The following is a 15,095-nucleotide window of genomic DNA, read 5'->3' as shown; positions in this document are numbered from 1 at the left end:
TCATGAGCAGTCCGACATCCGCCTCTTTCGCAACCACACTCCGCCGCCTGACGGTCAGCGGCCTGGCGCTGGCCGTCAGCTTTCTCGGCGTCACCGGCGCCCAGGCGGAGACCTATCGGCTGGGCGTGCAGGACAAGCTGAAGATCCATGTTTCCGAGTGGCCGGCCCTGACGGGCGAGTTCACCGTGGGCGCCGATGGACAGGTTTCGCTGCCGATCGTCGGCGAAATCAAGGCCATGGGGCTCCTCACCGGTGAGCTGGCCGCCACGATCTCGCGGCGCCTGCAGGAAAAGGGCGCGCTGAAGGATCCGCCGGACACGGCGGTCGACATCGCTTCCTACCGGCCCTTCTACATTCTGGGACAGGTTGCGACGCCCGGCGAATATTCCTACCGGCCGGGCATGGTCGTCTTGAACGCGCTCAGCCTGGCGGGCGGTCTTTACCGCAGCGTGCGCGGTGGCGAATGGGCGCTCGATGCCTCGGCGATCAATTCGGTCGGCCAGCTGTCGCTTCTCAAATCCCGCAAGCTCGATCTTGAGGCGGAACGGCAGCGACTGACGCTGGAAGCGGCGGGCGACACCGTGTTCCCGAGCCCGCCGCCGAACGCACCGGTCGAATTCGTTCGCGCCATGAGCGGCCAGAAACTGCTTTTCGATGTCCGCCTGCAGCGCTTCCAGGATCAGAAGCGGGCGCTGGAGGCCTCCAAGGAGATCCATACGCGCGAGGTCAATTCGCTCGCCGACCAGATCGCCGTCGGCAAGGACAATATCGAGGCGGCGAAGGTCGAGCTCGAAAATGTCCGCAGCCTGACCAAGCGCGGTCTCGCCTCCAACCGGCTCTATCCGATGGAGCGGACGCTGTCCGAGGTGCGCAACGAACTAGGCGATCTCGAAATCCGCCGCCTGCGCGCCGAGAAGGACCTGAACGAGGTCACCGGGCAATTGGTCGAACTCGAAGGCACCCGCAAGTCGGACGCCATGGGCGGGTTGCAGTCGATCAAGTCGCAGCTGCTCGAAATCGAAAAGCAGGAAGGTTCGCTGAAATCGCTCCTGCAGTCGGCCTCGAACTATTCGGCTGATCTGGCGCAGGACGAGAGCGAGGAAGCGACCCCGGTTCTCACCTACACGATCGTCCGCCTGCAGGGCGATGCGACGGTGCAGATCGAGGCAAGCGAAGTCACCCGCGTGCTCCCCGGTGATATCGTCAAGGTGGAGCGGGTTCTGCCGAAAACGCAGTCGGCCTCGATCACCACGCCGCCGGCCGGCTCGAACTGATTTTTCAAGGGTCCGGGCTCCGGACCGCCAATATTATACTGAGCACGGCTGGTTTTTGAGGGCCGGAAAGGACTGGACGTGAGACATTCCAATCAAACCATCGCAGCCGCACCGCCGCAGTCGCTGTGGGAAACGGCCACGGAGACCGTGCCGTCCCGTTACAATTGGAAATGGATCCTGCAGACGATCATCGGCCAGCCGGCTCTGATCGCCGGCATCACGGCCGCTGCCGTTCTGGTGGCGATCGTGCTGGTCCTGCTGCGCACGCCGACCTATTCCGCCTCGACCACTGTTCAGGTCACCAATCTTCGCCTCTCGATGAGCGGCCGCGAGGACGCTTATTTCGCGGAATCCCAGTTCGATCCGAGCTTCGTCGATACGCAGGTTCAGATCGTCAATTCCAAGGCCGTGGCCGAGAGTGTCATCGACAGCCTGAAGATCGCCCCGCCGCCGTCCGAACCGGGGCTGATCGATACGGTCAAGGAGTCCATCGTCGGTCTGCTGGGCACCGTGGTGTCCCGCGAGCCGGAGGTTGAGACCGGCGAGACCCAGCGTGCCGCACAGCTGCGCGCCTTTGCCGAGAGCCTGTCGGTGACGCGCATCGGCCAGAGCGATCTGCTCGATATCCGCTTCACCGACACCTCCGCGACGAACGCCACCGTCATCGCCAACGAGATCGCGCAGAAATACATCGCGAAGGTCGACGCTGACCGCGTCGATAGCGCCCAGTCGGGCAGCAGCTGGTTGCGCACGCGTCTTCAGGAAGTCGGCCCCAAGGCGCGCATCCTCTCGGCCGCAGCCGTACCCACCAACAAGGACGGAATGTCCGGGCTGCTGATGGTCATCGTGGCCGCGATGATCGGCTTCACCATCGCCGTGTTCGTCGCCCTTGTCCGCGAACTTCTGGACACGACCATCCGCTCGCCCGAGCAGCTTCGCAACAGCAGCGGCATCGCCTGCATCGGCATGATCCCCTCGCTGCGCGGCACACATGACAAGCTCAAGAACAAGGTGCTGCAGGACAGGTTTTCCCCGCTCTGGCAGTCGCTCCGCCAGGCCGCGGTCATCGCCGAAGGCGCGGGTCTTGGTGCACGCCTTCGCATGGTCGGCTTCACCTCTACCCTCCCCGGCGAAGGCAAGACGCTGATGGCGACCAATTTCGCCGCGTTGATGGCCAATGCGGGCAAGAAGGTGCTGCTGGTCGACGCCCAGCCCTACAATCCGACGATCAGCCAGGAGATTTCGCCGGCTGCCGGCCGTGGCCTCCTGGCCTTCCTGGCAAGCAAGACCCAGCCGATCAGCGCCTTCACCTGCCGCGATGCCGGCGTGAGCTACGACGTGCTGCCGCTCGATCTCGAGGCCGACCGTGGCCAGGTTTCCCAAGTGCTGTGGTCGGGCGGCATCGATCGTTTCGCCACGGGCATGGAGCAGTATGACGTCATCGTCTTCGATCTCCCGCCGATGATCGCCAGCGGCGATATTCTGGCTGCGTCCAACCATCTCGACGGCCTGTTCCATGTCGTCCAGTGGGGCAAGGTAACGGAAGCGGAACTCAGATCCGCTCTTGCTCTCGTGCCGTCCGTCAAGGACAGGCTCGGCGGGGCGATCTTGAACCGGGTGCGCGCGCGCAAGATGCGGCGGGTCTTCTCGCCGGATGCAACGCTGCTGACGAAGCAGAAGCTGCTGGCAAAGAAGGCATGACGTGGACGCCCGCCTTGTAAAACCGGACACCTCCGTCGCCTATCTGCTCAACACCTACCCCGTTCCCAGCGCCACGTTCATCCGCCGGGAGATCGAGGCCGTCGAGCAGCTCGGATTCAGCATTCGCCGCTTTGCGGTCCGTCCCTTCGACGGAACGCTGGTCGACGAGAATGACCGCCGCGAGCAGGAGAAGGTGACCTATATCCTGGCGGGCAACCACCGCGCGCTGCTGGCGGCCTTCGGCAAGGAGCTGCTGACGAACCCGCTCGGGCTCGCGCGAACTGTTCCCCTCTGGCTCACGCTGATGCGCAATGCGGGATGGCAGGTGGTTCCACATTGCGCCTACCTGCTGCAGGCCGTCTACTTCCGGCAGCAGGCGGCGCGACACGGCATCCGCCATGTCCACGCCCATTACGCCACGAACTCTGCGTCTGTCGTCATGCTCGCCCATGCGCTCGGCGGCGCCGCCTACAGTTTCACCGCGCATGGTCCGGACGAATTCATCGACCCCGGCCGGCTCAGTTTTTCGAAGAAAATCAAGAATGCGGCCTTTGTGGTCGCGATTTCCGACTATTGTCGTTCGCGCCTGCAGGCCCTCTCGGAAACGCCCGCGGACGCGACGAAGATCGCCATTGCGCGCTGCGGCCTGCGGCTTCAGGACTTCCAGCCGAGCGAACCGAGCGATCCCGAGCACAACCAGTCGATCGTCTGCGTCGGCCGTCTCTGCGCGGCCAAAGGCCAGGTCCATATTCCGGCCGCCGTGGCCCGGGTAAAGGATCGGTTCCCGAACATGCGGGTCGTGCTCGTCGGCGATGGGGAAAGCCGGCCTGAGATCGAGGCGGAAATTCGCCGGCATGGGGTCGAGGATATGGTCACCATCCATGGCTGGGCATCCAACCCCGAGGTTCGGCGCATGATCAGCGAAAGCCGGGCGCTTCTGTTGCCGAGCTATGCCGAAGGCTTGCCTGTGGTGTTGATGGAAGCACTGGCGCTCGCCCGCCCCGCCATCACCACCCGCGTCGCCGGGATTCCCGAGCTGGTCGATGAAAGCTGTGGCTGGCTTGTCGAGCCCGGCAATGACGAACAACTCGCCGAGGCCTTCACCGACTGCCTGACCTGCTCCAGCGAAACGCTCGCCACCATGGGTCGGACCGGGCGGGCCCGGGTCGAGCGGATGCATGATCTGACGACGCTGGCGACAACGCTTCGCTCGCTCTTTCAACGCTCGGTCGTCAACGCCGGCTGAGCCGGCACCGTGCTCAGCTCTTGTATTCGATCAACTGGCTGCGGCGGTTTTGCAGGCGCCGCAGGTGGAAGCGGGCGATGCCCTCCGCCTCGGCAAACTTGCCGAGGACGCTGAAGAGGCCGGCCTGCCAGTGCCGCGCCTCCCGCCAGCCACCCTTCAAGGCGAGGCGGGCGATCTGCGCCGGATAGGCAAGCAGAAGAAGAAGCGCCACGGGCCCCACGAGAAGAGCGAGCAGCAGGGCCGCCGGTAGCAGCGCGCTCCACAGCAACGCGCGCCGCGTGTTCGTCGTCCAGATCGCATCCGCCGACCCGCGATATCTCCAGGAGACCTCGGCATAGGCATGCCCGGCGCGCACGGACCGACGCCACCATTGGCGAAAGCGCGTGATTGCGGCGTCATGCAGCGTCATCTCCGCATCGATGCGCCGGATCTTCCAGTTCTGGCGGCGAAGCCGGAGGCAGAGTTCCGGTTCCTCGCCCGCCACCAGGTCTTCGCGATAGCCCCGCGCCGCCTCGAAGGCAGAGCGACGGAACAGCGCGTCGCCGCCGCAGGCGTCCGCCTCGCCGATCGGCGTGTCCCACTCCCGGTCGCAGAGCCAGTTGTAGATCGTCGCCTCCGGAAACCGTTCGCGACGCCGTCCGCAGACCACGGCCAGATCCGCGTGATCGTCGAGTTCCTGCGCGGCCCGCGCCAGCCAGTCCTCATCGACCATGCAGTCGCCATCGACGAACTGCACCATCGTGATCTCCGGCACGGCGCTCGTCAGGGCCGCGAAGCCGGCATTGCGCGCCCGTGCAGCCGTGAAACCGGCCGACATATCCAGCCGCAGGGTTCGCGCGCCCAGACCTTCCGCCGCAGCGACGCTGCCATCGGTGGAGCCGGAATCGACATAGATGGTTCGGACGATGTGGGGACCGAGAGAGGTCAGGCAGTCGATCAGGCGCTGCCCCTCATTGCGGCCGATGACAACGATTCCAAGTGAAGACTGTCCGTCCATGCCCTGCCCTCGCATTCCCTCGCGCCGCCCGACCGGCCGCGCCCCTCACGCACCAAAGGATCCACCCGCCCCAAACGTCCAGTCATCCCTAAAGGAAAGCCGGAAAGATCGTTTCCAGCGGATATGGGTAACCGGCCGCATGCCGAACGGACAGCACGGCAGCCACCATGCAGAGCATCAGGATCGACAGCATGATGTCCTGGCGCAGGAACGACAGTTTAAGCCGGCGCTGGCCAATGGCGATCGGCAGGTAGCGAACGGCCTCGCAGCCGGCAATTACCAGAATGACCGCTTCGAGCCCGGAAAGCGCAAAGGCGAGCGGCAGACCGACCAGCATGCAGCCGAGCTTCAACAGGTTCGCCGTCGCGCCATAGACCGGGCGCCCCATGCCGAGCACGGAATATTCGTTGACCGTACACAGGATGGCGGCCCAGGCGCCGAGGAGCGACAGGGACAGCATCCATCCCGCCTCCTGATACCGCGGATCATAAACGAGATCGACAGCAAGGTCGGACACGGAAACACCGAACCCGATGGCCAGCGCCGCCACCGAGAGAACCTTCAACCGGATCGGTCGGAGCTGCTCGCGCACATCGACGCTGCTGTCCTGCGAATGCGACGCGATCAGCGGAAACAGCACGAGATGACCAAGCCGCCCCATCAGCATGACCGGGAGATCGGCAATATTGCGGGCGATGCCGTAGATGCCGAGGATGGCGAGCGGCATGGAATAGGCGAGATAGAGCTTGTCGAAATTGGCGCAGAAGAAGGCCAGCAGCGAGGAGACGAAGATCCATTTCCCGAAGGAGAGGATTTCGTTCAGGTGACGCCGGTCGAGCATGAACCGGTTGCGGGCGTGGCGCGGCACGATCGCGTGGCTCGCCACGAGGCGCACGGATGCGGCAAGCACGCTGGCGATCACCAGACCCCAGATCGTTGGGCTGAGATAGGTCAGAAGGATGACGAGCGCCGAGCCGGCCAGATCCATGCACAGATCGAAACTGTTCAGCCGCCCGACCTTGAGGTCGCGCTGCAGAAGGAAGAGCGAGGTCGAGGAGAGGCCGAGGAGCAGCAGCGTCAAGGCGCCGAGCTGGATGGCGCCGGCGGAAATGCCGTAGAACTGCGACAGCGGAAAGGCCATCACGAAGAGGATGACGAACAGCGCCAGGCCGCGCATCGCCTGCACGGTCCAGGCGGTGTTGTAGAAGGTCGGGTCGCCGCCCTTGGCATTGCGCACAACGCTCTGGCCGATCCCGACATCGGTGATCAGCTCGACCCCGGTCTTCAGCGTGTTGATGATCGCCGCAATGCCGAAGATTTCCGGCGCGACGAGCCGCGACAGAACGACATTCGTCCCGAAGCGCAGGACGACCGTCAGCCCGAAGGCGCCGATCGTCAGCAGGCCACCCGCCGCGGCACGCCGACGGAAGGGGTTGATTTTCTCCGCAGTGTCCAGCGCCAAGCGACTTCGTCCAATCTAGAAATAAAACACAATACTGAGCGCGATTGACGAAACGACGAATACGCGCGGGATCGGATAGAAAAAGAATAAAATAAGCGCCGGTCTGCCGCGCAGACCGGCGGATCGACCATCAACGATTTCACGAACGAAGAAAAGCCCTCGAATGACCTTTTACAGGGATACGCCCGACTTTCAGCCGCGTTTGAAGGCAAGGCCGGAGACGAGCCCGCGGATATAACGCCGTTTCTGCCAGCGCCCATCGAGATTGATGCGCGGAAGGGCCGTCAAACGCTTCTGGTCGGCGTCGGTCAGCCGCGCCTGCACCGTCGTGACGCCGATCGTGAAGCCGAGTTCGCGTAAGGCCCGGTAATCGCGCGGCCCCGCCTGCGCGTGATGGCCGTAGGGAAAGGCGAAGGCGGAGGGCGCCATGCCAAGCAGATCGGTCAACACCTGGCGCGAGACCGAAATTTCCTCGTAAAGTTCGGCGGGGGAAAGCCGTGCCATGGCCCTGTGGCTGACGGAATGGGCTCCGATCGTCGCGAGCGGGTGACGCGCAAGGGCCTGCAGCTCGCTCTCATCGAGGATCTGCGCGTCGACGAAGGACAAGGGGTCGATCCCTGCCTTGCGCGCCGCCGCATCGAGCACGGCAATCGCCCGCGCCTCGTCGCCCTGCATGACAGCCCGGCCGATCATATCGAAGGCCCGCTGCCGCTCGCTGTCGCGCGTCACAGGCAGGAGCACGGCACCCTCACCGAAATCGAGTGCAAGCTGCGCCTGGGAGCGGACCAGGGCGAGCGCCGTTTCCCACCACATGCTGTGGGTTCGGCGAATGAAACCGGTGCAGGCAAAGACGGTGAACGGCGCAGCGTGCCGCTCGAAGACCGGTAAGGCATGTACGACATTGTCGCGATAGCCATCATCGAGCGTGACGACCGCGAAGGGCCTCCCGTCCGGCGCGGACAGTCTTTGCAGCAGGGCGTCGATCGGGATGATCTCGTAGCCGAGTGCTGCGAGCTCCGCGATCGTCACATCGAGAAATTCCGGCGTGACGCTCAGGTGCCCGTTGGGATCGAAGGCTTCGCTTGGTCTTGGGCGTACATGGTGGAGCGTAAGGATCAGCCCGCTTGGTCCAGGCGGTGTGGACCCGCGAAAGCCCGCCGCGAGCGAAGCGGCTTCGAGGATGATCGTCTTGGCGGCAAACTTCGCCGGTTCGACCAGGCGAAGCCTGCGCGAGAGGCTCATCGCGCGCCGTGCTGACGCAGCCGGCGCTCCGGCTCGGCGCGTTCGATCCGGCGATAGTGCCGCTCGGCCCGATCAAGCGGCCGCTCGACCGGCATGGCGATGCGCCGGCGACGCGCCAGGGGCGCGGAACTCTTCTGGACCAGGACGAGAGCCACGACGCCAAGCAAGGCCAGGGGCCACACCGCACAGGCAAGGATCCCCCCGATCCGGAGCGGCGTCCACCCCGACCGGTTGCGCCGGCCCTCGACGATCACGAAAAGAAGGAAGATCAAACCGATCGACGCATAGGCCATGCACAAGACAGACGTCATCATCATTCCCGTTCCGTATTGCCGGACAGCACCGAACAATACCGCTGTCACCTGGATCGACGCCTACCATCGGCCAGACCCGGGTGAATCAATGAACTCTGCTCTTCCCCGGATCCGCACGCTAGCCCGAACTTCGTTAACAGATGATTAACGGGACCGGCACAAGTTTCACGAAGCGGCGCAGGTGCGCTGCGCAATGCCATACGGCAAGGCCGGCGAGCGGTCGACCGATCAGCGGCATCCCTCGCCGAGTACACACGTCATGACGGAGCTGTGCCTCGGAGCTTGCAGACGCTGAAGTGGTTGAGCGCAATACCTGGCGACAGGGGGTTGGAGCAGACAGTTGGTGGAGGGACGCAGAACTGCCTTTGCAACAAGGCGGAAATGCGGCCATTCCTTCGTCCTACTGCGTCAGCCGCGGCGTCATGATCTGGCTGGCGATCTGGCGGAAGATGTCGACCAGTTTGGAGGATTGCTCGACGGTGTAGGCCTTCGAGCCATCGCTGGCGCAGGCGGACAAAGCGGAGGAGGCGGAGGGGGAGACGCCGACGGCGACGGTGAAGATGGTGATGCCGGCCATCTTGGCATTGCCGCAGACATTGCCCATCAGCTGATCGGCCTTGGCGGCATCCGTGCCGGTGTGAAGCGTGTAGTTGGACTTGTTGGGCGACAGCGTGTTCGCCCCATCGGTCATGACGATCAGATATTTCGTCACGTCGGCGCCCTTCGGCGCGGCCTCGTTGAGCGGCTCTTCGACCGATAGCGTGTTCCAGCCCCACAGGATCCCGGCCGGAATATAGGTTTCGTTGTTGGCGACCATCTTCGAGACGGCGGTGCGGAGCGCCGCGTAGTTGCTGGTGAGCGGCATCAGCGCCGATCCGCAGCTGGTGGCGAGCAGCCCGGTATATTTGTTCGTCGGTGCCGTGTCCGAGACGTCGAGCGGCGAGGCGCGCGAGCCGACGCACCCGCTCCACTTATAGTCCGTGGTCTGGTTCTTGCAGGTCGTCACCGGCTCGCCATAGGTGTAGCTGTCGCACTGCTCGCGCGTCGACGTCGTCTGAACGCCATCATTGGACCCCGTCGTCGTCACCGTCCGGCAGCCGGATTTGGAGGTCACCGGCCGCGAGGTGGTGCACACGTTCTTCGTCGTCGAATAATCGTCCTGCACGGAGAGCCATGGCTTGCCGCGATTGCCGAGACCGACATTGACGTAGCGCGAGAAGGGCACGAGCGACAGCCGCACATTGGGATTGTTCGCCTTCTGGAACACATCGAGCAGTGCGTTGGCCGCCGATTTCAGATCGGTCAGCTTCTGCCCGGTCATGGAATAGGTGTTATCCAGCACCATGGCGATCTCGGCTTTCTGGTAATCGCCCCGCACCGCCTGCGCCGTCGCCTTGATCTCCACCGTCTTGCCGAAGGCGATGCGGCCGATCGTCAGCGGCACCTGGCTGCTGACCGTCATGGTGATGAAATTGTCCGTGGAGACGGTCAGCGAATCGACGACGGCGCTACCGACCAGGTCGGCACGAAGATTGGCCTTGAAGGTCTTGGCGACCTCCTTCTTCATCGCGTCCTTGTCGGAGGTGGCGAGCGAGGCTGCGGCGAGGACGCCGGCATCGGCAGCCCCCTGCAGCTCTGCCCGGCGCGACATGGCGACCGACAGGTCAACGCCCATGCCGACCACGGCAAGCAGCGGAACCAGCATGACGGCAAAGGTGATACTGATATTGCCGGCGCGATCGCCCCAAAACATGGTCTGATCCTGACATGGAGAATGAAGGTGACGACCGATATTCTGGGCCTGATGAGTTAATTGCTCATTACGAAATCAATTGTTTACGTCGATTCCGTAAAACCTTGCCATCGTGCCTCGAAGGGACGAAGCGACGGCGGTGATGGGGCACGAAACGTCCGGGTTGAAATCAGCGGGCCGGGTCATCCCCGATGAGCGCCGCATAGGAAACGCGCTCCTGCTCGTTGAGGAACACGTCGTCGGCGCAGCGGTTGGCCTTGATCGCCTGCCAGCGCCCCGACCGCTTTACAAGAAGCGCTTCGAGAATTGCGGTGTCCGGCTCCTGTTCGCACTCTCCCCAGGTCCGACGGTCGAGCGGCAGACCGTCGGTCTTGCGTCGAACGCCGCCGCGGAAATAGGCGACGCGCCCGTCGCTCCGCAGGCGTTCGACAAGAAAGACGATCGGGACACGGTCGTTCAGGTCAGCATTCGCCGCCCGCACGGCGTCGAGAATGGCCTTTCGCTCGGGATCGCCTCGTTCGACATCGTGAACCGAGCCGTGCCGTGCCGGCGCTGTCGGAGGCGGGTTCCCGCTGTAGGCCGGCGGTGGTGAGAAGACCAAGATCATCGGCATCAGCACCGCCACAAGACCGGCCTTTTGGGACAGGCTGTGGTCACGCATCATTCGTGGTCTCCCGCGTTCGCTTGTTGCCATTCATCCTGGCGAGCATCCAAGCAAGGCTCATGGCGAGCCCGAGCGTCACCACGGCAGCAAGGCCGGAGGCGGCCGGCACCAGCAGTGGCATGGTCCCGTGGATCGACCCCGCAAGGTAAAGCGGCAGCAGGATCACGAGGCCGAGGCCGCCGCCGAAGAGGGCTGCGACAAGCAGGCGGGCAAGGACGGTGGCGCCGCGCTCCGCGAGCGTCCGGTCGAGTCGCCCGCCCAGAAAAGCCGGCACGGCGCCGAGCAGGTAGGCGGGCGCGAGCACGCTTGCCAGAAGGCGGAAGCCCACCGGTTCGGCGCCCAGAACCCGAAGGCACAGAGCAGCGGCCAGCGGTGGAGCGACGATCGCGAGAAAGGTTGCGTGAAAGGGGATGAGCCGCCTTTCCCTCGCCTCCCGACCCCGCTTTTGCCGATCCCGGCTCACTGGGAGGGAATCGTGACGCCGTCATAGACGTTCGTCACCTTCGTGCCGGCCTTCAGCGCTGTTTCGGAAAGGGGAAGACCGGTTGTGTCGTCGAGCACAACCGTGATCTTCTCGCCCGGCGCATTTCCGCTCATCGTCGCAGGCGTGAACTCATAGGCCGTAGCGGTGACGCCCTCACTTTCGCTCGGGCCAATACGCCGGCACTCGGTCACCGTCTCCGGCGACGGCGTACCCGTCCTCATCACCGAACGCGTCGCCGCATCGAGCTCTACCTTCCCCCAGCTGTCCTTGGCCCCGATACGGCTGTAAATCGCGTCCGGCGTCAGGACCATCTCCACCGGAGCCGCCATGCCAGGCGTCGTGATCGTTCGTTTGACCGCCGGCTTCTGGAACATGGCGGCATAGGCATCGTAGATCGGCTGGCAGTCCGACGCGGCCCTGGAGGGCGCGGCGGTCAGGAGGAAACAGGTCAGCAAAGCGGTCGTTCCGCGCAGAGATCTCATGCGGTCATTGCCTTTTTCTTGAGGTCAAGGATCGTCATTTGCCGACACCCATGCCCGGCATTCCAAGGCCGAGGCAGAAGGTGTTGCTGCGTTTTGCGCGCCAGACGCAGGCCTCGCCGCCGCCATACTCGGCCGCAAAGCCGGCGGCGAAGATGCCGTCGCCATCCGGGTTGCGGGCGACCACCGTGCCGCCCTCGGATTTGCCGCTCTTGGAGATGGTGGCGACCGGATTGCCGGCCTGGTTATAGGCGACCGCGGCGCGCTCCTTGCCGACCAGGGCTGCCGCTCCCGTGCCATCGGCCGCAAAGACCTGCGCCAAGCCCGATCCATCGGCCTCGGCCAAGATCCAGGCCGCCGTCTTGCTGCCGGCGCCGACGCTGACGAGGCCGGCATCGCCCTTGGCCGGATTGGGCCCGGCCGACACCACCTGATCTCCCGCCTCGTTGAAGAGCCGCAGTGCCACACCCTTGCCGGGCAGCGTGCCGAAGGAGGCGGCGGGCTTTTCGCCCCGGCTGAGCTTAAGGCCGAAAAGATCCTCGTCCGCTGCAAGATCCGCGTGTTTCTCGCCCGATGTCAGATGGAGACCGGCCTTGTCGCTGGCGAGCACGTAGGCGCTGGTCTTGGCTTCCGCGCTCTGGACCTGCAGCATGCCGCCGCTTTCCCCGATGCTGGCCGCAAAGCCGCCATCCGGGCTGATCGCTGAAACCGACGCGCCGTTGCCGACAAAGCCGACATGGATCAGGCCATCTCCGGTCGCGCCCTGAAACAGGCTGTTGCCATAGGAATCGACCTGGAAGAGCGTCTTTCCGCCAGCGCTGACCACCTTGAAGGGGGCGCTCACCGTACCCTTGGCCTTCTCCAGCGCTTCGACCCGGGCAATTAAGTTATCAATCCTGGGATCGGGCTGAGGTTTGCCGCCGGGCTGGGCAGCTTCCAGCTGCGCGACGCGGTTCTTCAGGTCGTCAACCTCCTCCTCAAGGTTCTTCACCTTGCCTTCGAGCAAGACAAAGCTCTCGTTTGCCTGATTGAACCAATCAGAGGCGAGCATAGTGTACTCATACATCTGACCAGTGAATTCGCTAGCTTCGAGGGCGAGGCCCGGCTCCGAGTAGGGAGAGAGAAGTTGCAGATTCTTCGTCGCTCTCTACGGTGGGGGAACCGGCGCGACAGGCTCGGCCATAGCCACACCGCACATGAGCAACGAGCAGAGGATGAGCAGGCGTTTCATGCGATATCTCCGTGTTGTGCGGGTCCTAAAGCAAAGGGACAGGATGCCCGTGGTGCCCGTACAGAGCCGGTTCGAGGCGCTGCCATTGGATCGTCATTTCAGAGTCACTCCGATTTCGGGAGACTGACCTTCGGTCAAGTCGATGGTTTTTGAGCCCTTACGCCCCTGCTCGTCGGCGGCATCGACCCGGTAGCGTCCCGCGGGCAGGATCGTCGCGTAGTCGCGCGGCGTGCCGACCTGGACGATCGGCGTCTCCGCAAAGCCGCCATCCGCCTTGGCCGGGAAGATCGACAGAAGGACATTGGCCGGCGGCGCGGAGCCAGGCGCTGGCTGAGCCGAGATCGACAGTCGGCTAGCGTCAAGGTCGAGGCGCTCCCTCCCCTTCGCGCCGGGAGCAAGCGTGATGGTCCGCGTGACGCGGGCGGCACCCGACACGAGCGTCACCGCCCATTCGCCCGGGGTCAGAACCAGCGAGGGTGTGGCCTCCAGCTGGTCTTCGAGCGCCGGCCCCGCCTGAATGTCGCCGATGAGGCGGACAGGCCGCACGGTCCAGGAGGCGTCGCGCCAGTCGGTGAAGGCCGGCGCGCCAGGGCCGAGGCTGCCTTCGAGGGTTAATGTCGCGGAGGGGAGATCCAGATGGACGAGAGCCGTCTTCCCCTCCTCGACCTCAGCCGTCGCCTCGATCACCGCGCCGGAAAGCGAAAGCGTGGCGGTATAGCGCCCTGACGGGACGAGGAAGGTCGGCCGCGCAACCGCCTCCGCCTTGCGGTCGTCGGCCGCCTTTCCGCTGGAAAGCGTCCAGGAAAGGCCCGTTCCGCTCTCGATCGGCGCCTTCGCACCCGGCAGGCCGGCCTCGAGCGTGACCTTGCCAAGCCGCAGGTTGAGGGTGGTCTGAAGGGTTTCCCCGGCCCGCACGGCGATTTCGGCCGTCGATTGGACGCCGCCGAGCGAGAGCATCACGTCGTAGCGGCCTGGGGCGAGCATCGTCTCGGGCGCGAGGACTCCCTCCAGGCTCGCCTGCGCCTGACCGTCCCTGGCAGCAAGCGTCCAGACCGGGTCACCCTTCAGATCCGTCTCGCCGATTGCCACCCCCTCGGCTGCGACGACCGAGAAGCGAACCAGACCTGCGCCGAGCGGCAGGCTGTGCCGTTCGTCCGGCTCGCCGGTCACGGTGACTGTGGTCTGCGTGGCGAGATTGCTGGCGGCCAGACGGACAGTGTAGCGCCCGGGCACGAGGCTCGGCGAGACGTCTTTGCCCTTTCCGGAATAGACGGTTGCGCCGCTTTGATCCGTAACCGTGAAAGCGACGGCGGCGGGAACCGCCCGGTCGCCGATCACCGCCGAAAGCGTCACGGGCTTCGGCGTCGGTGGCGGCGGCTCTGTCGGCTTCCTCTCGCTTGCCGGTGCCGGCCCGTCTTCGTCCGGGCCGGCCGTCTGTGGCCCCGCGAGCGTTTGAAGCGCCTTCGCCAGGCCTGTTGCGCTGAGTGTCTCGATCGCCCGCCCGCCGCCCTTGTCGGCGATGCAGGCGAGCCGCTTCATTTCGCCCTCCGCCAGACCGAAGCCGACGACATGGATGACGAGGCCGGCATGGGCGGCCTTCAGCGCCTCGGCGACGGCGCAGGGGTCGGCCGCGCATGTTTCAAGCCCGTCGCTGACCAGCATGATCGTGCCGCCGCTGGGCGGAAGCAGGCCGGCAGCGTGGCTGAGGGCGCCCGACAGCGGAGTCTTGCCCTTCGCCTGCAGCGCCGACAGCGAGCGGCGGATGGCCGCCCGGTCCACCGGGCCGAGCCGGGCCAGGGTCTCGATATCCCCGCAGTCGCGCTTGCGGCGATGGCCATAGGCGACGAGCGCGACCGGCCGGTCGTCGGGGAAGAGGGCGATCGTGTCCAGCAGGACCCGCCGCGCCGCATCGAGCCGCGTCTCCTTGCCGAGCGCCGCCGCCATGCTGCCGGATGCGTCCAGGACGAGCACGACAGGCCCGTGCGCAGCCGGCAGCAGCGTCCGCTCCGCCGCAAAGCCGGTCGCAGGCGGATGGGCAAGCAGCATTGCGAGGACCAGCAGCAGCCGGCGCGAAACGCTGCCGACCCCCCGCATCGCCTTCTCCACTCTGCTCCATGCCGTCATCATGACATGCCTGCCGCCTTCAGCCGGGCAGTTCGCCCGTTCACCTCGCCCGCTTCGCTAGCACCGCGAGACGGGCGGCGCGTGCCGATTTCGGCAGGACGGCATGCGAATTCTGACAGTCGCG

General features: G+C 65.0%; 13 protein-coding genes. 3 read left to right on the top strand and 10 right to left on the bottom strand.

The window, feature by feature from the left end; genetic code table 11:
* Positions 1–2: 2 nt before the first annotated feature.
* The 3 genes from U8330_RS22045 to U8330_RS22035 all read left to right on the top strand — a co-directional run bounded on the left by U8330_RS22045 (position 3) and on the right by U8330_RS22035 (position 4,221).
* On the top strand, positions 3–1,274 hold the full coding sequence (locus U8330_RS22045) for a polysaccharide biosynthesis/export family protein (RefSeq protein ID WP_323107726.1): 1,272 nt from the start codon (positions 3–5) through the stop codon (positions 1,272–1,274).
* A gap of 78 nt (positions 1,275–1,352) precedes the next feature.
* A complete protein-coding gene (locus U8330_RS22040) occupies positions 1,353–2,975 on the top strand; it encodes an AAA family ATPase (RefSeq protein WP_323107725.1) in 1,623 nt (540 codons plus the stop codon).
* Position 2,976: 1 nt separating this feature from the next.
* Positions 2,977–4,221, top strand: a complete 1,245-nt coding sequence (locus U8330_RS22035) for a glycosyltransferase family 4 protein (RefSeq protein ID WP_323107724.1) — start codon at positions 2,977–2,979, stop codon at positions 4,219–4,221.
* A gap of 13 nt (positions 4,222–4,234) precedes the next feature.
* On the opposite strand, the gene U8330_RS22030 is transcribed toward U8330_RS22035, so the two are convergent.
* From U8330_RS22030 to U8330_RS21985, 10 genes are all read right to left on the bottom strand, one after another.
* The gene (locus tag U8330_RS22030; RefSeq protein WP_323107723.1) at positions 4,235–5,218 is read right to left on the bottom strand and encodes a glycosyltransferase family A protein; all 984 of its coding nucleotides are present in this window, start codon (positions 5,216–5,218) and stop codon (positions 4,235–4,237) included.
* A gap of 88 nt (positions 5,219–5,306) precedes the next feature.
* Complete coding sequence (locus tag U8330_RS22025; protein WP_323107722.1) at positions 5,307–6,680, bottom strand: oligosaccharide flippase family protein; 1,374 nt, start codon at positions 6,678–6,680, stop codon at positions 5,307–5,309.
* A 192-nt stretch (positions 6,681–6,872) separates the two neighbouring features.
* Positions 6,873–7,922, bottom strand: coding sequence for a polysaccharide deacetylase family protein (locus U8330_RS22020; protein WP_323107721.1), 1,050 nt, complete (start codon positions 7,920–7,922; stop codon positions 6,873–6,875).
* Entirely contained in the window at positions 7,919–8,215 is a 297-nt protein-coding gene (locus U8330_RS22015; RefSeq protein ID WP_323107720.1) for a hypothetical protein, read from the bottom strand. Before U8330_RS22015 ends, U8330_RS22020 begins: the two co-directional genes overlap by 4 nt.
* A 421-nt stretch (positions 8,216–8,636) precedes the next feature.
* Positions 8,637–9,989 carry a pilus assembly protein TadG-related protein gene (locus tag U8330_RS22010; protein WP_323107719.1) on the bottom strand — a complete coding sequence of 451 codons (1,353 nt, stop codon included), beginning with the start codon at positions 9,987–9,989 and terminating at the stop codon, positions 8,637–8,639.
* A gap of 169 nt (positions 9,990–10,158) precedes the next feature.
* The gene (locus tag U8330_RS22005) at positions 10,159–10,653 is read right to left on the bottom strand and encodes a hypothetical protein (protein ID WP_323107718.1); all 495 of its coding nucleotides are present in this window, start codon (positions 10,651–10,653) and stop codon (positions 10,159–10,161) included.
* On the bottom strand, positions 10,643–10,981 hold the full coding sequence (locus tag U8330_RS22000; RefSeq protein ID WP_323107717.1) for a hypothetical protein: 339 nt from the start codon (positions 10,979–10,981) through the stop codon (positions 10,643–10,645). The genes U8330_RS22005 and U8330_RS22000 overlap by 11 nt, the downstream gene beginning before the upstream one ends.
* 131 nt (positions 10,982–11,112) lie before the next feature.
* Positions 11,113–11,619: a hypothetical protein gene (locus U8330_RS21995; RefSeq protein ID WP_323107716.1), complete on the bottom strand. Its 507-nt coding sequence runs from the start codon at positions 11,617–11,619 to the stop codon at positions 11,113–11,115.
* A 34-nt stretch (positions 11,620–11,653) separates the two neighbouring features.
* A complete protein-coding gene (locus U8330_RS21990; protein WP_323107715.1) occupies positions 11,654–12,667 on the bottom strand; it encodes a hypothetical protein in 1,014 nt (337 codons plus the stop codon).
* A 273-nt stretch (positions 12,668–12,940) separates the two neighbouring features.
* Entirely contained in the window at positions 12,941–14,974 is a 2,034-nt protein-coding gene (locus U8330_RS21985; protein ID WP_323107714.1) for a vWA domain-containing protein, read from the bottom strand.
* Positions 14,975–15,095: the final 121 nt, after the last annotated feature.

The organism is Rhizobium sp. CC-YZS058, from assembly GCF_034720595.1.
GTDB lineage: Bacteria > Pseudomonadota > Alphaproteobacteria > Rhizobiales > Rhizobiaceae > Ferranicluibacter.
Note: the sequence above shows the minus strand (reverse complement) of the source record. Positions and strands in the feature narration are given on the sequence as shown.